The organism is Ruegeria sp. BK1, assembly GCF_056535645.1.
This window is the reverse complement of the sequence record NZ_JBQFIS010000001.1, coordinates 2,235,393-2,254,416: the sequence shown is the minus strand read 5'-3', so window position 1 is coordinate 2,254,416 and position 19,024 is coordinate 2,235,393. Positions and strand designations below refer to the sequence as shown.

Below are 19,024 nucleotides of genomic sequence, written 5' to 3'. Positions count from 1 at the left end.
CGTCAATCTCTATTCGGCACTTTCAAACCTGACCCGATCAGCAGGATCGGATCGAGATACATGAGACAAATATGAAATTCATCGCACTGTTACTGCCCGTTCTTTTCCTGGCCGCCTGTGATCCGTCCTACACACCGCGCCCCGAGCCTGAAGCGCAATCCAGCGGGTCCGGTATCTCGCTTTCGGGCTATGGTAGGGTCGGCGTCGGCGTTCGCAAGTAACGGCCCGCGCAGCCGTGTACGGAATCCATTGATCCGCAGACCTCTTTTGGTCTAAGCGCGCTTGTATGGATCACTTTCTCTACCGCGACGGCGCGCTTTTCGCCGAGGATGTCCCAATCTCCGAAATCGCAGCCGCGGTCGGAACCCCGTTCTATGTCTATTCGACGGCGACCTTGCTGCGACATTTCAAGCTGTTCGATGACGCGCTGAACGGGATGGATCACCTTGTCTGCTACGCGATGAAGGCGGCCAGCAATCAGGCGATTCTGAAGACGTTGGCGCAGGTGGGCGCGGGGATGGATGTGGTGTCGGGGGGGGAATATCTGCGGGCCAAGGCCGCAGGCGTGCCTGGCGACAAGATCGTATTCTCGGGCGTTGGCAAGACAGCGGATGAGATTCGCACCGCGCTGACCGGTGGCATCCGCCAGTTCAACGTGGAATCCGAGCCTGAGATGGAAGTGATCAACGCGGTCGCACTGGACTTGGGCGTGATTGCGCCGATCACCGTGCGGGTGAACCCGGATGTAGACGCGAAAACCCACGCCAAGATCGCTACCGGCAAGTCGGAAAACAAATTCGGCATCCCAATCGCGCGCGCGTCCGAGGTGTATGCCCATGCCGCCACCCTGCCGGGACTGGATGTGATTGGCATCGACGTTCATATCGGCTCACAACTGACCAATCTTGAGCCGTTCGAGCTGGCCTATACCAAGGTTGCCGAGCTGACCGAGCAGCTTCGCAGCGAAGGCCATAATATCCGCCGCCTTGATCTGGGGGGCGGTCTCGGCATTCCCTATACACGTGCCAATGACGCGCCGCCGCTACCTGTGGAATATGGAGCTTTGATCCAGAAAACGCTGGGCCATCTGGGCTGCGAGATTGAAATCGAACCGGGCCGTCTGATCGCGGGCAATGCGGGTTTGATGGTCAGTAAGGTGATCTATGTGAAATCGGGCGAGGGACGCGATTTCCTGATCCTGGATGGGGCCATGAACGACCTGATCCGCCCTGCGATGTACGAGGCGCATCATGATATCGTCGCCGTGACCGTGCCCGCGCCGGGCGTGGAACAGCAGCCCTATGACATTGTGGGCCCCGTGTGCGAAACCGGCGACACCTTTGCCAAACAGCGCAACATGCCGCCGCTTGCAGCCGGTGATCTGGTCGCTTTCCGCAGCGCCGGGGCCTATGGTGCGGTGATGGCCAGTGAGTACAACACGCGCCCATTGATCCCCGAGGTTCTGGTGCACGAAGATCAATTCGCCGTAATTCGTGAACGCCCGAGCTTTGACGAAATCATAAACCGCGATACCATACCCGAATGGCTCTGACGCGATAGGCGCGCGGGCCTGCTGACGGAGGCCCGCCTTAATGGCTAAACAGACCCTGCCGATCCCTAGACTGTCCCTGTGGCTGACCCACGCAGGGATGTTGGCCGAGCAGGTCTGGCGGGCTTTCTGGCCGTTTTTCTCGATCCTGATGGCGATTCTGGCGGCTTTGATGCTGGGATTGCAGGATTTCGTACGGGTTGAAACCGTCTGGATCGTCGGCGCACTGGCTTTACTGAGTCTGTTGGGCGCGCTGGTCATTGGCGCAAGGCGATTCCATATCCCCAGCCGGGCCGAGGCGCTGATGCGGTTGGATGAGACGCTGCCAGGGCGACCGATTCAGGCTCTGATGGACGATCAGGCCATTGGTGCGATGGATGCAGATTCTGTGGCGTTGTGGCAGGCGCACCAATCCCGCATGGCCGCACGTGCCGCGCAGGCTGAGCCGGTGAAGCCCAACCTGCGGCTTGCGGATCGTGATCCCTATGCCCTGCGCTATTCGGCCCTGTTGGCGCTGGTGATCGCAACGCTCTTCGGGTCGTTTTGGCGTATTGGTACGGTGGCCGAGATGACCCCCGGCGCCGCTGTCGCAGGACAGGGGCCGAGTTGGGAAGGCTGGGTCGAGCCTCCGCGTTATACCGGTCTGCCGACATTGTATCTTGCCGATCAGTCCGACCCGACCTTGTCGATTCCTCAGGGAAGCCGAATTACTTTGCGGTTTTATGGAGAAGTCGGCGCGCATAGCCTGACTGAAACCACCACGCCTCTGGGCACCGAAGGCGCGACCGATCCGGAACAAGAAATCGTTGTCGATAAATCGGGTGTTCTGAAAATCGACGGCCCCTCGGGCCGGGATTGGGCGCTGGATATCATCGCAGACGCACCGCCCCATATCGCGGTGGCAGATATCGCCGAGTCCGAGGCGGGTGGGCGGATGAAGCTGCCTTTCGCAGCGGGGGATGATTATGGGGTCGAATCCGGCTCGGCCCTGATTGAACTTGATCTGGCCTCGGTCGATCGCCGCTATGGCCTGACGCTTGAACCCGAACCGCGCGAGGCGATTGCGGTGGAGCTACCGATGCCGATCACCGGCGACCGGTCTGATTTCATCGAAGACCTGATCGAGGACTTCTCGGAGCACCCTTGGGCGCATCTGCCGGTCAAGATTACCCTGACCGCGCGCGATGCGGCTGATCAGGAAACGCAGTCTGAGCCCTACATGACCGCTTTGCCGGCGCGCAGGTTCTTTGACCCGCTGGCGGCGGCAATCATCGAACAACGTCGCGATCTGCTTTGGACGCGGGACAACGCAACGCGAGTCTCCCAGCTGTTGCGCGCGGTTTCGCACCTTCCTGAAGGCTTCTTCCGCTCGGATACCGCATACTTGCGGCTGCGCGTGACATTGCGGCGGCTTGAGACCTTCAATGAATACGGTCTGAAACCTCAGCAGCAGGCCGAGATTGCGCAGGCCCTTTGGGATCTGGCAGTGCAGATCGAAGATGGAACGCTGGCCGATGCGCTGGAACGGATGCGGCGCGCGCAAGAACGCCTGACCGAAGCGATGCAGAATGGTGCGACAGATGAGGAAATCGCGGAGTTGATGCAAGAGCTGCGCGAGGCCACGGACGAGTACATGCGTCAGCTTCAGCGCCTTGCACAGGAAGGGGACAGCGAAGAGCGTCAGTCCGGCCAGAATGGCGAAAGCATGCAAATGACGCAGGACGACCTGCAACGCATGATGGACCGTATTCAGGAGCTGATGGAACAGGGCCGGATGGCCGAAGCCCAACAGGCGCTGGAGGAATTCCAGCAGATGATGGAAAACATGCGCGTCACCCAAGGACAGGGTCAGGGCCAACAATCCGAAGGCCAACAGGCCATGGAAGGGCTGGCCGAGACGCTGCGCGAACAGCAGGGACTAAGCGATCAGGCGTTCCGGGATTTGCAGGAACAGTTCAATCCGGGCGCGCAGGCTGGTGAAAACCAAGGCAATGAAGGCCGCAACGGTGGTCAGGGGCGCGGCGAAAGCCATGAAGGGCAAGGCGGCCAGGGTCAGGGCTCGGATCAGGCGGGCGAGGGCCAGCAGGGTCAGGGATCGCTGGCGGACCGTCAACAGGCTCTGCGCGATGAATTAGGCCGCCAACAGCAGAACCTGCCGGGTGGCGGAACGCCCGAAGGGGATGCCGCACGTGACGCATTGGACCGCGCGGGTCGTGCCATGGATGATGCAGAAAAGGCCCTGCGCGGCGATGATCTGGCCGAGGCGATTGACCGTCAATCCGAGGCGATGGAGGCGCTGCGCGAAGGGATGCGCTCATTGGGCGAGGCATTGGCGCAAAACCAGCAGAACCAACCGGGTCAAGGCACGCAGGACGGTGATATGCAGGCCAATAACCGCGATCCGCTGGGGCGCAGTCCGGGGTCGTCTGGGTCAATCTCGACCGATGAAGGCATGCTTCAAGGCGAGGACGTCTATCGCCGCGCGCGCGAGCTTCTGGATGAAATCCGCCGCCGGACCGGTGAATCAGACCGGCCGCAGCTTGAGCTTGAATACCTCAAACGTCTGCTCGAACGGTTCTGATTTCTCAAGGTCTGATTTACTGCGCGCCTGAACTGGTCTGCGCTTGTAGCCACAGCCGCGCCTGATCAACTAACGAGACATAGCTGTCCAGCACCGGATCGGCTTGAGGGACAGCTTCGGAAATCTGTTGCGCGTTGCCGTAGATCAGAAACAGGATCACGCCAATGACGACCATCAGCAGGAATCCGCGGCGGAACCCGCCGCTGGGGGCCTTGCGGGGCAATGGCTGAACCTGTTCTTTCTTCTTTTTCTTGGGCTTCTTTTTCTCAACAGGTTCGTCGCTGCGCAGACTCGAATTTATGGCCTCCACGTCCGGCAAATCTTCTTTTTTCGCAGAGTCTTTGGCGGCCTCGGTGGCGGTCAGTTCGCGGATCGCCTGCTCCGGATCGGGTTCAGGTTCAGGCTCCGGCGTAGGTTTGGGTTCTGGCGGGGTCAGGGCCAAATCGGTCTGCGTTTCAAGGCTTTCTGCCTCTTGCGCCCGCAGATCGGCCTCGCGCGCGGCCTCTTCCTTGAGGATGCTGGAGACCGATGGGTCGACATGGCTGCCTGTGGGGGTATCCGCAGGTACGGGCGCCGCCTGAGGTGTGGGTTGGGGTTCCTGTTCCGGCTGAGGCGGCGGCGCGGGCTTTGGTTCTGGCTGTGGTGGCGCTGCCTCGGGCTCCGGCTGCGGCGCAGGTTGTTGTGCAGGCTGCGGCTCGGGTTCTGGTTGCGGCGCAGGTTGTTGTGCAGACTGCGGCTCGGGTTCTGGCTGCGGCGCGGGTCGCGAAGCCGGTTGAGGCTCGGGCGCTTGTTCGCTTGCCTCTACCTCGGGTACAACCGGGTCAGGTTCGGGTACGGTGGTCTTGGCCTGAAACCAGGTCTTTTCGCAGTTCGAACATTGCACATCGCGGCCTTCTGCCGGGATCACCTCGTCCGGAACCTCATACTGGGCACTGCAATTCGGACATTTAAGACGCATACTGCCTCCTGGCCACAATATTGGCCCGATAATAGTTTTTTCAGGAATGATATTCCGTTAAGACCTGACCGCAAAGGGTGTTTTCGGTTTCACACGACAAGTGTCGCCAATTCGACCCGGTGCAGAGATTGAAACATAAACCGCGCTCGGGCAAGAAGGGCGGTGAACAACCTGGGGGCCCCTGTGATCGAGCTGGAAAATGTCAGCTATACCTATGGTGGTGACGCATTGCTGAGCGATGTGTCCCTGCATCTGCAACCGGGGTCCTTCCACTTTCTGACCGGCCCGTCTGGCGCGGGCAAAACCACGTTACTGAAGCTCTGCTATGGCGCATTGTTGCCAACTTCGGGACGGTTGACTGCCTGCGATCAGAATGTTGCGGAATTGGATCGGGATCAGATGGCTCTGTTACGGAGGCGGATTGGGGTCGTCCACCAAGATTGCCGGTTTCTGGATCACCTGACATTGGCGGAAAACATTGCTCTGCCACTGATGGTGTCCGGCAAAGGTGAAAACGCGCAGAAAGAGGATATGGACGAGTTGCTGAACTGGGTCGGGCTGGGCGCACGGCAGGATGCTTTGCCCCCCGAGCTGTCCGGCGGCGAACGGCAACGCGCCGCCCTGGCACGGGCGGTTATCCTGTCGCCAGATGTGGTTCTGGCCGACGAACCCACCGGAAATGTCGATTGGGACATGTCGCAGCGCCTTTTGCGGCTGCTGGTCGAGTTGAACAAGATGGGCAAAACTGTGTTGATCGCGACCCATGATCTTAGCCTGATCCGGGCGGCCAAAAGCCAGGTGCAGGCACGGGTTCTGCGGATTTCGCAACGCAACGTGCAACTGGCGGGGGCTGATCTGTGACGCAAGACAGTCTTCGCAACATGCTGTTGCCCGATAGCAGGGCCGACCGGGTGGTGCCCCCGACCGGGTATACGGCGCATCTGACCCTGTTCGTGTCCGGCGCGATGGCCTTTCTGGCGGTGTTTGCACTGGCACTGTCGCTTGCCTCTGACCGATTGGCCGAACGATGGGCCACGGAACTGGCTGGTGCGGCCACCCTGCGTATCAATGCCCCGGCTGATCAGATGGCGGCCCAGACTAAGGCCGCGTTGGATGTGTTGTCACAAACACCGGGTGTGGCTTCGGCGCGCGCGTTGACTGCCGAGGAACAGATCGCGTTGTTGTCCCCCTGGTTCGGGTCCGACCTGCCACTGGACACGCTGCCCGTACCGCAATTGATCGAGATTATCGAGGGCGAGCCCGGCATGGATGTGGCCGGTCTGCGCCTGCGTCTGGGGGCCGAGGCACCGGGCGCCGTTCTGGACGACCACACCCGCTGGCGCGCACCGCTGGTCGATGCGGCCATGTCACTGCGGCGTTTGGGTTGGATCTCGATCCTGCTGATCGGAGGTGCAACGGCGGCAATGATTACTCTGGCGGCTAATGCGTCGCTTGCGGCCAATGCCCAGATTATCGAGGTTCTGCGGCTTGTCGGTGCCCGCGACCGGTTCATCGCTCATGCTTTTGTGCGCCGTTTCACCTATCGCGCTTTCTTTGGGGCTGTGGTCGGTGTTCTGTTCGGTATGATCGGGGTGTTGCTATTGCCCGAAGCCTCGGATGAGGGAGGGTTTCTGACCGGTCTGGGATTTCGCGGTTTGGGCTGGTTGTTGCCGGCGCTGATCCCGATCCTCGGTGCAGCCGTGGCTTTTCTGGCGACCTGGACGGCGGCAACGCGCAAATTGAAGGAGCTTTCGTGATGGCGGCAGTTCAATGGGTTCGGTCACTGATCTTCATGATCGTGATCTATGTGTGGATGCTGATTCTTGGGATCGTGTTCGCCCCCTATGCAATCTTTGCCAAACAAGGTGCGCGACGGGCGTGCAAGACCTATGCGCGCAGCACCATGTGGCTGGCTAGCTGGATGGTCGGTATCCGCTGTGAAGTGCGTGGCACGCCACCGGTTGATGAAGTGGTTGTTGGGGCAAAACACCAGTCGTTTCTTGATATTATGATGATCTTCAATGCCATGCCGCAGGCCAAGTTCATCATGAAACGCGAGCTTATGTGGACACCGATCATCGGGATATATGCGCGTCGGCTGGGCTGTATCCCGGTGGATCGCGGCAAGCGTGGCGCGGCGGTGGCCAAGATGGTCAAGGATGTGGCCAAAGAGTTTTCCGAACCCGGCCAGTTGGTGATCTACCCGCAAGGAACGCGCGTCGCGCCCGGCGCGCGCAAACCCTATAAGGTTGGAACCGCCGTGCTGTATGAGGGGCTTAACTTTCCGTGCATTCCTGTGGCGACCAATGCGGGTGTTTTCTGGCCCCGCACGGGCATTATGCGCAAGCCGGGCCTTGCGATCGTCGATTTCCTTGACCAGATCGAGCCCGGCGTTGACCGCGATCCGTTTCTGGCCCGCCTAGAAGAGGTGATCGAAACGCGCTCGAACGCGTTGATGCAGGAAGTGGGGTTTGACCTGGATGCAGTACATTGACGATATCGAAACGCTCGAGGCACTCTATGGCACGCCAGCGGCACCGTCTTTGCGTAAAGTTGCGCCTCGTCTGACTCCGCTTTACCGGCAATGGATCATGGCTTCGCGGCTGTGCATCCTTAGCACGGTTGGGCCGGAAGGTGTGGATGGCAGCCCGCGTGGCGACGATGGTCCGGTGGTTCTGGAGCTGGACGACAGGACACTTGCCCTGCCGGATTGGCGTGGAAACAACCGGTTGGACAGCCTGCGTAACATCGTCCGTGACCCGCGCGTGGCGCTGATGTTCATAGTGCCCGGTTCCAACAACGTGGTGCGCGTGAACGGAACGGCCCGCGTGACTGCGGATCCCTGCTTGACCGCCCGGTTTGACAAAAAGGGCAAGCACCCCGCCACGGTGATCGTTATCGACATCGCTGAGGTCTACACCCAATGCGCCCGTGCGTTGATGCGGGCCCGTACTTGGCGCAGTGGTGACGAAAGCGCCACCCTTCCGACGATGGGGGAGATCCTGGCCGAAGCTTCGAACGGAGACGAAGGCGGCGCGCGCTATGACGCCGAATGGCGCGCGCGCGCCGAGAAAACGATGTGGTGATCAGCCCACAATATTTCACGGTATCGCCACACGGGTGGACAAATACGGACGCAAAAATAGGATGAGCGAAACCGGAGGCTTAGATGCAGCAGTTGCAAACATATTGGCAAGAGTTCCTGATCCACGCAAAAAGCGTGTTGTTGTATCCGCTTAACCCAGATAACCGAGTTTATGTCCTGTATCTGGCAACTTCTTTCCTCATCGCGTTCTGGATCTATGCCCGGAAAAGGCGTGTGTCTTCAGAGGTTGACGGAGAAACGACGTTCTTCGGGTTTCTGTTTCCAAAGAAAGTCTGGCGACATCCGTCAGCGTGGCTGGACGTAAGATATTTCTTCTTCCACATGCTGATTGGGCATTTCCTGTTGCTAGGTCTTCTGGCTGGCTCTGCGGCGGTATCCTATTATTGGGCCAGTGGTGGGTTTGACCCTTCCACCGTTGAGGATGGCAAACACCTCACAGGTTGGGTGGGGGCCACTATCACCATAGTCTATATGTTTGTGCTCTTTCTGGTGTTGGATTTCATTGGCTTTTACTGCCACTATCTACAGCACAAAATTCCACTGTTGTGGCAGTTTCATAAAGTTCATCACAGTGCTGAGGTCATGCATCCGATCTCGAACTTCCGCGAACATCCCGTTGACAACCTGTTCTATCACCTGGCGATTGGCCTAGGCAGCGGCGCGGTAACGGGTTTTACCTTTCGCATACTGGGATATCATCCAAATATTCCCGTTATTCTAGGTGTGCCGCTGTTGATGTTCTTGTTCAATGCCGTGGGCTACAATCTGCGGCATTCCCATATTTGGCTGCGTTGGCCTGGTGTTTGGTCCAAGGTCTTCCCATCTCCGGCTCATCATCATGTGCATCACAGTTGTCACCCGGATCATCTGGACAAGAACTTTGCCTTCATGTTTCCGGTCTGGGACGTGTTGTTTGGCACATATGTTATGCCGGACGACAATCGAGATGTGAAATTTGGTGTGACCGAGAAAGACAAAGGCCAGGAACTGAATACTTGTATGAGACTGTATTTCGTGCCCTTCAAGGACGCATGGACCCTTATGCGGCGCAAACTTCGCGCCAAACCTAATGCGCAGCAACCTCACAGCAGTGAACCTGCCGAGTAATTCGCCAAGTTAAGGTGCGGCGCGATGTACCCGGAGCATCGCGCCGCTTTTCCGTATCAGCTGTGGATTGGCCCGTCGCCGCAGGCCAGAGCCGCTTCGCGCACTGCTTCGGAATAGGTCGGGTGCGCGTGGCAGGTCAGGGCCAGATCTTCGGCCGAGGCGCCGAATTCCATTGCAACGCAGACCTCGTGGATCAGGTCACCAGCTGCTGGGCCGATGATGTGGGCGCCCAGAATGCGGTCAGTGTCCTTGTCGGCGAGGATTTTTACAAACCCGTCGGCGGCAAAGTTTGCCTTGGCGCGGCCATTGCCCATGAACATAAACTTGCCAACTTTGTAGGCACGCCCTGCTTCCTTCAGCGTGGCTTCGGTTTCGCCCACATTCGCGACTTCGGGCCAAGTATAAATCACGCCCGGAATGACACCATAGTTCACATGGCCGTGCTTGCCTGCGACCTGCTCGGCTGCGGCCATGCCTTCATCCTCGGCCTTATGGGCCAGCATCGGGCCTTCGGTCACGTCACCGATGGCGTAGACGCCAGGCACGTTGGTTTGCCAGTCACTGCCGACCTTGATCTGACCGCGCGGTGTCATCTCAACCCCCAACGCGTCCAGCCCCAGCCCGTCCGAGAAGGGTTTGCGCCCGGTGGCGACCAGCACGGTGTCGGCCTCGATCATATGCTCGCTGTCATCTTTCAACAGCTTATAGGTGACTTTGGCCTTGGTCTTGGTGGCTTCGGTCTTTTGAACCGCAGCCCCCATGACAAAATTCAGGCCCTGTTTCTTAAGGATACGCTGGAAGGTTTTCTGAACCTCGGGGTCCATGCCCGGCGTGATCTCCTTGAGGAATTCGATCACTGTCACCTGGGCCCCTAAACGGCTGTAGACCGAGCCCAGTTCCAGCCCGATCACGCCCGCGCCGATTACAACCATCTTTTTTGGAATCTTGCCCAGCGACAGCGCGCCGGTCGATGTCACGACGACCTTTTCGTCCACCTCGACACCGGGCAGCGAGGACGGCTCGGACCCTGATGCGATTATGATGTTTTTGGCGGTGTGAACCTCGTCACCCACCTTCACCTGGCCGGCAGCTGGGATCGAGCCCCAGCCTTTCAGCCAGTCGATTTTGTTCTTCTTGAACAGGAACTCGATGCCCTTGGTGTTGCCGTCGATCACCTCGTCCTTGTAGGCCTGCATCTGTTTCCAGTCGACCGAGGGGCTTTTACCCTTGAGGCCCATCTTGGCAAAGTTATGTTCTGCCTCGTGTAGCTGGTGACTGGCATGCAGCAGCGCCTTGGACGGGATGCAGCCCACATTCAGGCAAGTGCCGCCCAGCGTTTCACGCCCTTCGACAACGGCGGTTTTCAGGCCCAGCTGGGCGCAACGGATGGCGCAGACATAGCCGCCGGGGCCGGCTCCGATTACGATGACGTCATAGTTTGCCATTCAAATGGTCCTTTGTTGTTCTCGGGGGAGGGCATGCGCCCGGGTCCGTAGGCTTCTTATACCAGCGTGAGATGCAAGATTAAAACAGCGCCGCAAGCAGCATTGCGACAGTTGCGAAAAAGCTGACAAGCCAGACGATTGTACGCCATGGTGTCCAACCCAGCGCATAAGCGGGGACATAGATGACGCGTGCAACCAGAAAAATCCAGGCAGCAGTGGCGGTGAATGAGGTCGATTGTCCTGTCACGGTAATCACGAGGGCGGCGATGGCAAACAGGGTCAGCCCTTCGGTCAGGTTGCTGAGCGCACGATGCATCCGCCCCGAGGCTCCGGGCCGGTCAATTTCCGTGTCGCGGGGCCCGATCGCCTTGTTCACATCCATTTTGCCGTGGCTGACGGCCAGATAGGCAATGAACTGAACGGCCCAAAGCAAGGCGGCCAGGGTCAGAACTGTGATTTCGGGGGTCATTTGGTTATCCGATTTTGCAGGGCCTGAGAGTGGCCGCGTCGCCAAAGCCGCGGCCGCAAACGCCTCAAAGCGCCTGGAGGTATAGATAGGCCGTTGCGAAAAATCCGGCCAGCCAGACGGTTGTGCGCAGGAACGGTACGGGAATGGCAAACGCGTAGATCGGAACAAAAACGATCCGCGCGATCAGGAATATCTGCGCGGCAAACAACGTACCGCCGGTAAAAGCGTCCTTGGCGGACAGGATCAGAATGGCAGGTGCAAACAGTGCCATAGCGACGACTGAATTGGCCAAAGCGCGCTCCACCCGACCTGCGACGCCGGTCAGCGACGGCATGTCATCGCGTGCGCCGCCCAGCGTCATCAACCCGACCTGAGACATTGCAGTCAGGATATTCAGCAAAACCACAATAATGACCACCAGGCCATAGAGGGCAAGAATCGAAAGCTCGGAAGACATGATAGGTATCCTTTTGTCAATCTCAGTCCGGTCTTGCGACTACCATTCACCGGGCGCGAAGGCAGGCTGGGTTCACGGGTATTTGCGTGCCCGTGTGCGAGTTGACCCCGCACACGGTTTTTTTCAGATCAGACTGGTTTCAGCAGTTTCACTTGAATATGGGCCACGCCGCCGCGTTCGTGGTGCATCGCCAGTTCCTGCGAATCCAGAAAAGCACGGGCCTTGTCCAGATCGCGCACCTCAAACATGGCGATGGCGTGATCGCGCTGATCAGGATCGCGCCAGACGTGCAGGTCATGGATACCTGCCGCCTTGCGCATTGGCTGATCTTCGCGGAACACGGTCAGCCAGGCGTTGAAATCAGCCACATCGGCCTGCCAGAGAACATGGGTTGCCATGATTACAGATCCATCAGCAGGCGGCGCGGATCTTCCAACGCCTCTTTGACGCGAACCAGGAAGGTCACCGCACCTTTGCCGTCAACGATCCGGTGGTCATAGGACAGCGCCAGATACATCATCGGGCGGATCACCACCTGACCATTGATCGCCATCGGGCGGTCCTGAATCTTGTGCATGCCCAGAATACCCGACTGCGGGGGGTTGAGGATCGGCGAGGACATCAGCGAGCCGTAAACACCACCGTTCGAGATGGTGAAGGTGCCGCCCTGCATCTCAGCCATGGACAGCTTGCCGTCACGGGCGCGCTTACCTTTTTCGGCAATGGCTTTCTCGATCGCAGCAAAAGACATGCTGTCAGCATCGCGGATGACCGGAACCACCAGACCGGTCGGCGTGCCGGCGGCCACGCCCATATGAACGAAGTTCTTGTAGACAATGTCGGTGCCGTCGATCTCGGCGTTCACCTCGGGCACTTCTTTCAGCGCGTGGCAGCAGGCCTTGGTGAAGAAGGACATAAAGCCCAGACGCACGCCGTGCTTCTTCTCGAACTGGTCCTTATACTGGCTGCGCAGTGCCATCACTTCAGTCATGTCCACCTCGTTGTAGGTGGTCAGCATGGCGGCGGTGTTCTGGCTGTCTTTCAGACGCTTGGCGATGGTCTGGCGCAGGCGAGTCATTTTGACCCGTTCCTCGCGCGCAGCGTCATCGGCGGCCACAGGCGCGCGCGGCGCAGGGGCAGGTGCCGGAGAGGCAGCAGGCGCGGGTGCGGCAGCCGTTGCCACGGCGCGGGCCACGTCTTCTTTCATGATGCGGCCGTCGCGGCCGGTGCCGGTGACCTGATCAGCCGACAGACCGGCTTGTGCCATCGCTTTCTCAGCCGAAGGTGCGTTGGACACGTCCTTGCCCGTGGCCGCAGCTGCAGGGGCCGCCGCTGCCGGAGCAGCCGCCGGAACCGCAACAGCACCTGCGCCCGAGATCACGGCCAGTTTCGCCGATGCGTCAACGGTCGTGCCCTCCGGCGCGGTGATTTCCGCAAGAACACCTGCGGCGGGGGCTGGAACTTCGACTGAAACCTTGTCGGTTTCCAGCTCACACAGCATTTCATCCTGCGCGACGGCGTCGCCGACCTGTTTGAACCATGTGGACACGGTCGCCTCGGTCACGGATTCACCCAGCGTGGGAACCATTACGTCAACGCTGCCACCCGATGCGGCCGGAGCCTCAGCTGCCGGGGCCGCCGCCGCCGGTGCCGGAGCAGCGGCTGCGCCCTCTCCTGCGGTGATAGTGGCCAACAAGGCATCAACGCCAACGGTTTCACCCTCGGCGGCGACGATCTCGCCCATCACGCCGGCTGCGGGGGCGGGCACTTCGACTGTAACTTTGTCAGTCTCCAACTCGCACAGCATTTCATCCACGGCCACTGCGTCACCCGGCTTCTTGAACCAGGTTGCAACTGTGGCCTCGGTGACCGACTCGCCCAGCGTGGGAACACGAATTTCAATGGACATCATTATTTTCCTTCAATGCTCAGCGCTTCGTTAACCAGCGCTTCTTGTTGGGCTTTGTGTTGGCTGGCCAGACCCGTCGCGGGCGAGGCCGAAGTAGCGCGGCCGACATAGCGGGGCCGTGTATGTTTTGCTTTAATCCGGGTCAGAACCCATTCGATGTTGGGTTCGATAAAGGACCAGGCACCCTGGTTCTTGGGCTCTTCCTGACACCAGACGATCTCGGCCCCTTTGAAGCGCTCAAGCTCATTGATCAGCGAATGCGCCGGGAACGGATAATATTGCTCGATCCGCATCAGGTAGACGTCGTCGATCCCGCGCGCGTCGCGTTCTTCGAGCAAGTCATAGTAGACCTTGCCTGAACACAGAACGACCCGCTTGACCTTGTCATCTGCGACCAGCTTGGTGTCCGAGTTGCCATGCTGCGCGTCATCCCACAGCACCCGGTGGAAGCTGGATCCGGTGGTGAATTGATCCGCGGTGCTGACGGCCAATTTGTGACGCAGCAGTGATTTTGGCGTCACCATGATCAGCGGTTTTCGGAAAGTCCTGTGCAGCTGGCGGCGCAGGATGTGGAAATAGTTCGCCGGCGTCGTGCAGTTCGCCACGATCCAGTTGTCCTGCCCGCACATCTGCAGGAAGCGTTCCAGACGCGCGGACGAGTGTTCAGGCCCCTGACCTTCAAACCCGTGCGGCAACAGACAGACCAAACCGGACATACGCAGCCATTTGCTTTCACCCGAGCTGATGAACTGGTCAAACATGATCTGCGCGCCGTTGGCAAAGTCGCCGAACTGCGCCTCCCATAAGGTCAGGGCATTGGGTTCGGCCAGCGAATAGCCGTATTCAAAACCCAGCACCGCATATTCCGACAGCATCGAGTCGATCACTTCATAGTGCGACTGTCCGGCCCGGATGTTGTTGAGCGGATAGTATCGTGCCTCGGTCTCCTGATGCACAAAGCCCGAGTGGCGTTGGCTGAATGTCCCTCGCGTTGCATCCTGACCGGACAAGCGGACCGGATAGCCCTCGGTTAGAAGCGAGCCAAACGCCAGCGCTTCGCCGGTTGCCCAGTCGAACCCCTTGCCGCTTTCGAACATCTTTTTCTTGTGGTCCAAAAGTCGGCCGACGGTTTTGTGCAGCGCGATATCTTCGGGCACATGGGTCAGAGCGTTGCCGACCTCGGCCATGGTTTCCGGCGAGATCGCCGTGTCGCCCCGGACATACTCTTCTTTGTTTTTGTCCAGATGTGACCAGCGCCCGTCCAGCCAGTCGGCCTTGTTGGGTTTGTAATCTTTCCCGGCCTCGAACTCGTCATTCAGGTGGGCCTGGAAAGCGGCTTTCATATCCTCGATTTCGCCTTCGGGGATCAGGCCATCCTTGACCAAGCGTTCCGTATAAAGCGACAGCGTGGTCTTATGCGTCTTGATCTTCTTGTACATGATCGGGTTGGTGAACATGGGCTCATCGCCCTCGTTGTGACCAAACCGGCGATAGCAGAAGATGTCGATAACCACGTCCTTGTGGAACTTCTGGCGGAATTCGGTCGCCACTTTTGCGGCGTGAACCACCGCCTCGGGATCGTCACCGTTCACGTGGAAAATCGGCGCTTCAACCATCAGCGCGATATCGGTGGGATAGGGGCTGGAGCGGCTGAAATGAGGCGCCGTGGTGAAACCGATCTGGTTGTTCACCACGATATGCATGGTGCCACCGGTCTTATGCCCCCGCAGGCCGGACAGACCGAACCCTTCGGCCACAACGCCCTGACCTGCAAAGGCCGCGTCGCCGTGCAGCAGAATGCCCATCACCGCCGTACGCTCGTCATCCTTCAGCTGGTCCTGCTTGGCGCGGACCTTGCCCAGAACTACCGGGTTCACGGCCTCAAGGTGGCTGGGGTTGGCGGTCAGCGACAGGTGGACATTGTTGCCGTCAAATTCCCGGTCGCTGGACGCACCCAGGTGGTATTTTACATCGCCTGAGCCATCCACATCCTCGGGCTTGAAGCTGCCGCCCTGGAATTCGTTGAAGATCGCGCGATAGGGTTTGCGCATCACGTTGGCCAGAATGTTAAGACGGCCTCGGTGCGGCATCCCGATAACAATGTCACGCACACCCAGCGCGCCGCCGCGCTTGATGATCTGTTCCATCGCGGGGATCAGAGCCTCACCGCCGTCCAGACCGAACCGCTTGGTGCCCATGTATTTGACGTGCAGGAATTTCTCGAAACCCTCGGCCTCGACCATCTTGTTCAGGATCGCCTTGCGGCCTTCCTTGGTGAACGCGATTTCCTTGCCATAGCCTTCGATCCGCTCTTTCAGCCACGCGGCCTGTTCGGGATCGGAAATATGCATGTATTGCAGCGCGAAGGTGCCGCAATAGGTCCGCTTCACGATATCGACGATCTGCCGCATCGAGGCCATCTGCAGGCCCAGCACGTTGTCGATAAAGATCGGCCGGTCCATGTCGGCCTCGGTAAAGCCATAGGTCTTGGGGTCCAATTCGGGGTGGTTGGTCGCAGCACGCATCCCCAACGGGTCCAGATTGGCGGCCAGATGACCCCGGATACGATAGGCCCGGATCAGCATCAGTGCGCGCAGGCTGTCCAGAACCGCGCGCTTGATCTGATCTTCGCTGACCGCAACGCCCTTGTCCGCTGCTTTGTCCTTGATCTTTTTGCCCGCCGCCTTGGCGTCGATCTCGGCCCACTCACCGGTAAGCGCGCCCGTCAGGTCATCCGCAGGCATCGGCGGCCAGTCAGTGCGCGCCCAGGACGGGCCCTCGGCCTCGCGCTGCACATCCGGCGAAGCATCGCCCATGGCGCGAAAGAACTCGACCCAGGCCGCATCTACTGCATTCGGGTCCCGCGTGTATTGAGCGTATAGCTGTTCCAGATATTCGGCATTGTGCCCCTGCATGAAGCTTGAGGCATGAAAGGCGGAGTTGGGCGAGTGCTCGGTCATTGGGTTACCTCATATGGGTTGGGACCGTATTGGTTGGTGCCTGGCTGGCTGGGGCGGGTCAGCCACCACAGCACCAGGAGGGGCGAGATCATCAGGACTAGAAGTGTGGGTATAACAATCAGTAAAGTCGCGCGGGTGAACAAGATATCCAGATTGCCGCCATGCTGGAAGCTGGACGCCATTCCAATGCCGAACACCAGCACCGCAACGGCCCCGGCCATCAGCAGCAGCGGAAACAGGGCATAAAGCCCGCTGCGTCCGGTATCATGCATCCGCCGCCATGCGACCGCGAGATGCGGGAAGAAGACGATTAGGCTGACAATGCTCTGCACCGGTTGACTCGAAGTGGCAGCGACGGATTTCGTCGTTTCGGTCTCGGTCGTGGCGACTTGCGTGAAAAACTGAAGGTCAATGAAACCTGCGATGAGGCTCCAGATCACGATGAACATGAAAAAGAACCAGTATTCAGGCCGCGAGGCGCGACCCGAGAAGGTGAAGAACTTGGAGAAACAGGTGCGGATGGCGTCAGAGAAGGTCATGGGATCGCTCCAACAGGGTTCAAACCATATAGATTCGAGCTGTTCTCAGGTTTTACAAACCCAATCCAGAAACACCACAATACGCTTCCGTAGGGGATGAAGCCCAATAGCATGGCGGGAACAAGGATTTGCACGGCAGTTTCTGCACGCCCAGCCAGGAAAAGCATCGCGCAAATCGTGAGGGCAGCACCTGAAACGCCGTTTATCCATGCAGCAATGTAGAACCAGCCACCTCGCCAGCCATGGTCTTTGAACCTTCGGGATACCGTCGGGAGCATTAGAAAACAAAAGAGAAAAACGAAAGCTGAGACCATCAAGCCAAGCGGAAGGTTTTCCGCCGTTAGCGGACCGGATGCCAAAGCGCTTGACCCCAGTGACGCGACTATGAGGCTTGCCGAGAAAATCTGGAAGAACAGAGTGACGACCAAACTCGCGAGAAACATCCACCAGAATTCGGATCGAGAGGCGCGTCCCGAAAAATCAAAGACCTTTCGAAAACCCAACGATATAGCGCATTTTGGTCCCATCAGCACCCACCCGCCCGGCGGCAACGCCGGGCAGTGCCCGACCCTCCCCCCGGGAGGGCGCTTGCAGCACCCACCCAGGGTCGGGCGCTACCCTCAGCGCCTGTGGAGAGTCGGTTTGTCATCAGCCAATCGCTTCCAGCACGGCCTCACCCAGCGTCGCGGGGCTTTCTGCCACAACGATACCGGCCGAGCGCATGGCTTCGATCTTGTCCTCGGCACCGCCTTTGCCGCCGGCGACGATCGCGCCCGCGTGGCCCATGCGGCGGCCCGGAGGGGCGGTGCGGCCTGCGATGAAGCCTGCGACGGGCTTTTTGCGGCCCTTCTTGGCCTCATCCGCCAGGAACTGTGCGGCTTCTTCCTCGGCCGAGCCACCGATCTCACCGATCATGATGATCGAGTGGGTCTCGTCATCCGCCAGGAACCATTCCAGCACGTCGATATGCTCGGTTCCTTTGATCGGGTCGCCGCCGATGCCGACGCAGGTGGACTGGCCCAGACCCACATCGGTGGTCTGTTTGACGGCCTCATAGGTCAGAGTGCCCGAACGCGACACAACACCGACCGAGCCGCGCTTGTGAATGTGGCCGGGCATGATGCCGATTTTGCAGGCATCGGGCGTGATGACACCGGGGCAGTTCGGGCCGATCAGGCGCGATTTCGAGCCTTCCAACGCGCGTTTCACCTTCATCATGTCCAGAACCGGGATGCCTTCGGTGATGCAGACGATCACTTCCATCTCGGCATCAATCGCTTCGAGGATCGAGTCAGCTGCGAAGGGCGGCGGAACATAGATCACCGAGGCGTTCGCCTCGGTCACATGCTTTGCCTCGTGGACCGAGTTGAACACGGGCAGGTCAAGATGGGTCATCCCGCCTTTGCCCGGCGTCACACCGCCGACCATCTTAGTGCCATAAGCGATGGCCTGTTCAGAGTGGAATGTGCCCTGGGAGCCGGTAAAGCCCTGACAGATCACTTTGGTATTTTCGTCGATGAGGACTGCCATTTTAGGAGTCTCCTATTTCAGTTTCTCTGCGGCGACAGAAAAGAAGCCCGTCGCCTTATCGAATTCTTGAACGCGCCAACCATATTCAGCGCGTTGTTTCGGCAGCCAAGGGTCGGCGGCGCCATATCCTTGTCCAGGGGTGCCATTCACGACGACTACGTCGACCCAACCATCAAACTCCGACACAGCTCGCTCCAAGTGGGCGGTGCGTTTTTTGTGACCGGGTAGGAATTCCCAATCGGTCGTGCCTGGTGTTGCCCGTTTCCAAAGATCAAGGCGCGGAGGTACAGGCGTCCATTGAACTTCGGATTTCCAGAGCGTGATGCAAATACCGTCATTTTTCTCGGCACTCCAATCTTGACGAGGATTGGGCACGTCGTAACCGAGGGAATTGAAGGCTTCTACATATTGCAT

At 59.2% G+C, this 19,024-nt stretch carries 19 protein-coding genes; 8 read left to right on the top strand and 11 right to left on the bottom strand.

Features of this window, described 5'->3' with window-relative positions:
• Positions 1–71 precede the first annotated feature (71 nt).
• From ACR3E7_RS11300 to ACR3E7_RS11290, 3 genes are all read left to right on the top strand, one after another.
• Positions 72–221, top strand: coding sequence for a hypothetical protein (locus ACR3E7_RS11300; protein WP_480504480.1), 150 nt, complete (start codon positions 72–74; stop codon positions 219–221).
• Between the two features lie 65 nt (positions 222–286).
• On the top strand, positions 287–1,552 hold the full coding sequence (gene lysA, locus ACR3E7_RS11295; RefSeq protein ID WP_480504481.1) for a diaminopimelate decarboxylase: 1,266 nt from the start codon (positions 287–289) through the stop codon (positions 1,550–1,552).
• Between the two features lie 40 nt (positions 1,553–1,592).
• Positions 1,593–4,130 carry a TIGR02302 family protein gene (locus tag ACR3E7_RS11290; RefSeq protein ID WP_480504482.1) on the top strand — a complete coding sequence of 846 codons (2,538 nt, stop codon included), beginning with the start codon at positions 1,593–1,595 and terminating at the stop codon, positions 4,128–4,130.
• Between the two features lie 16 nt (positions 4,131–4,146).
• Here the strand turns inward: ACR3E7_RS11290 and ACR3E7_RS11285 are convergent, their stop codons facing one another.
• The gene (locus ACR3E7_RS11285) at positions 4,147–5,088 is read right to left on the bottom strand and encodes a zinc-ribbon domain-containing protein (protein WP_480504483.1); all 942 of its coding nucleotides are present in this window, start codon (positions 5,086–5,088) and stop codon (positions 4,147–4,149) included.
• A 183-nt stretch (positions 5,089–5,271) separates the two neighbouring features.
• Here ACR3E7_RS11285 and ACR3E7_RS11280 point away from each other — a divergent pair, with 183 nt between their 5' ends.
• The 5 genes from ACR3E7_RS11280 (at position 5,272) to ACR3E7_RS11260 (ending at position 9,301) form a co-directional block, all read left to right on the top strand.
• Positions 5,272–5,949 carry a cell division ATP-binding protein FtsE gene (locus tag ACR3E7_RS11280; protein WP_170773058.1) on the top strand — a complete coding sequence of 226 codons (678 nt, stop codon included), beginning with the start codon at positions 5,272–5,274 and terminating at the stop codon, positions 5,947–5,949.
• A 20-nt stretch (positions 5,950–5,969) separates the two neighbouring features.
• Positions 5,970–6,845 (top strand): cell division protein FtsX, encoded by an 876-nt coding sequence (locus ACR3E7_RS11275; protein ID WP_174819436.1) that lies wholly within the window; start codon positions 5,970–5,972, stop codon positions 6,843–6,845.
• The gene (locus ACR3E7_RS11270; protein WP_170772567.1) at positions 6,842–7,582 is read left to right on the top strand and encodes a lysophospholipid acyltransferase family protein; all 741 of its coding nucleotides are present in this window, start codon (positions 6,842–6,844) and stop codon (positions 7,580–7,582) included. The genes ACR3E7_RS11275 and ACR3E7_RS11270 overlap by 4 nt, the downstream gene beginning before the upstream one ends.
• Entirely contained in the window at positions 7,569–8,174 is a 606-nt protein-coding gene (locus ACR3E7_RS11265; protein ID WP_480504548.1) for a pyridoxamine 5'-phosphate oxidase family protein, read from the top strand. Before ACR3E7_RS11270 ends, ACR3E7_RS11265 begins: the two co-directional genes overlap by 14 nt.
• An 83-nt stretch (positions 8,175–8,257) precedes the next feature.
• The gene (locus tag ACR3E7_RS11260; protein ID WP_170772565.1) at positions 8,258–9,301 is read left to right on the top strand and encodes a sterol desaturase family protein; all 1,044 of its coding nucleotides are present in this window, start codon (positions 8,258–8,260) and stop codon (positions 9,299–9,301) included.
• Positions 9,302–9,357: 56 nt separating this feature from the next.
• Here the strand turns inward: ACR3E7_RS11260 and lpdA are convergent, their stop codons facing one another.
• The 10 genes from lpdA to ACR3E7_RS11210 all read right to left on the bottom strand — a co-directional run bounded on the left by lpdA (position 9,358) and on the right by ACR3E7_RS11210 (position 19,024).
• Positions 9,358–10,746 carry a dihydrolipoyl dehydrogenase gene (gene lpdA / locus ACR3E7_RS11255; protein ID WP_480504484.1) on the bottom strand — a complete coding sequence of 463 codons (1,389 nt, stop codon included), beginning with the start codon at positions 10,744–10,746 and terminating at the stop codon, positions 9,358–9,360.
• Positions 10,747–10,825: 79 nt separating this feature from the next.
• Complete coding sequence (locus tag ACR3E7_RS11250; protein ID WP_480504485.1) at positions 10,826–11,215, bottom strand: MAPEG family protein; 390 nt, start codon at positions 11,213–11,215, stop codon at positions 10,826–10,828.
• A gap of 64 nt (positions 11,216–11,279) precedes the next feature.
• Entirely contained in the window at positions 11,280–11,672 is a 393-nt protein-coding gene (locus ACR3E7_RS11245; protein ID WP_480504486.1) for an MAPEG family protein, read from the bottom strand.
• Positions 11,673–11,800: 128 nt separating this feature from the next.
• Complete coding sequence (locus ACR3E7_RS11240; RefSeq protein ID WP_170784916.1) at positions 11,801–12,070, bottom strand: hypothetical protein; 270 nt, start codon at positions 12,068–12,070, stop codon at positions 11,801–11,803.
• A gap of 2 nt (positions 12,071–12,072) precedes the next feature.
• A complete protein-coding gene (odhB, locus tag ACR3E7_RS11235; protein WP_480504487.1) occupies positions 12,073–13,581 on the bottom strand; it encodes a 2-oxoglutarate dehydrogenase complex dihydrolipoyllysine-residue succinyltransferase in 1,509 nt (502 codons plus the stop codon).
• Between the two features lie 2 nt (positions 13,582–13,583).
• Positions 13,584–16,541 (bottom strand): 2-oxoglutarate dehydrogenase E1 component, encoded by a 2,958-nt coding sequence (locus ACR3E7_RS11230; RefSeq protein WP_480504488.1) that lies wholly within the window; start codon positions 16,539–16,541, stop codon positions 13,584–13,586.
• Positions 16,538–17,080 (bottom strand): DUF805 domain-containing protein, encoded by a 543-nt coding sequence (locus ACR3E7_RS11225; RefSeq protein ID WP_480504489.1) that lies wholly within the window; start codon positions 17,078–17,080, stop codon positions 16,538–16,540. Before ACR3E7_RS11225 ends, ACR3E7_RS11230 begins: the two co-directional genes overlap by 4 nt.
• Positions 17,077–17,607, bottom strand: a complete 531-nt coding sequence (locus ACR3E7_RS11220; protein WP_480504490.1) for a DUF805 domain-containing protein — start codon at positions 17,605–17,607, stop codon at positions 17,077–17,079. Before ACR3E7_RS11220 ends, ACR3E7_RS11225 begins: the two co-directional genes overlap by 4 nt.
• A 121-nt stretch (positions 17,608–17,728) precedes the next feature.
• Positions 17,729–18,610, bottom strand: a complete 882-nt coding sequence (sucD, locus tag ACR3E7_RS11215) for a succinate--CoA ligase subunit alpha (RefSeq protein WP_170353524.1) — start codon at positions 18,608–18,610, stop codon at positions 17,729–17,731.
• Between the two features lie 12 nt (positions 18,611–18,622).
• On the bottom strand, positions 18,623–19,024 hold the full coding sequence (locus tag ACR3E7_RS11210) for a hypothetical protein (protein ID WP_170784906.1): 402 nt from the start codon (positions 19,022–19,024) through the stop codon (positions 18,623–18,625).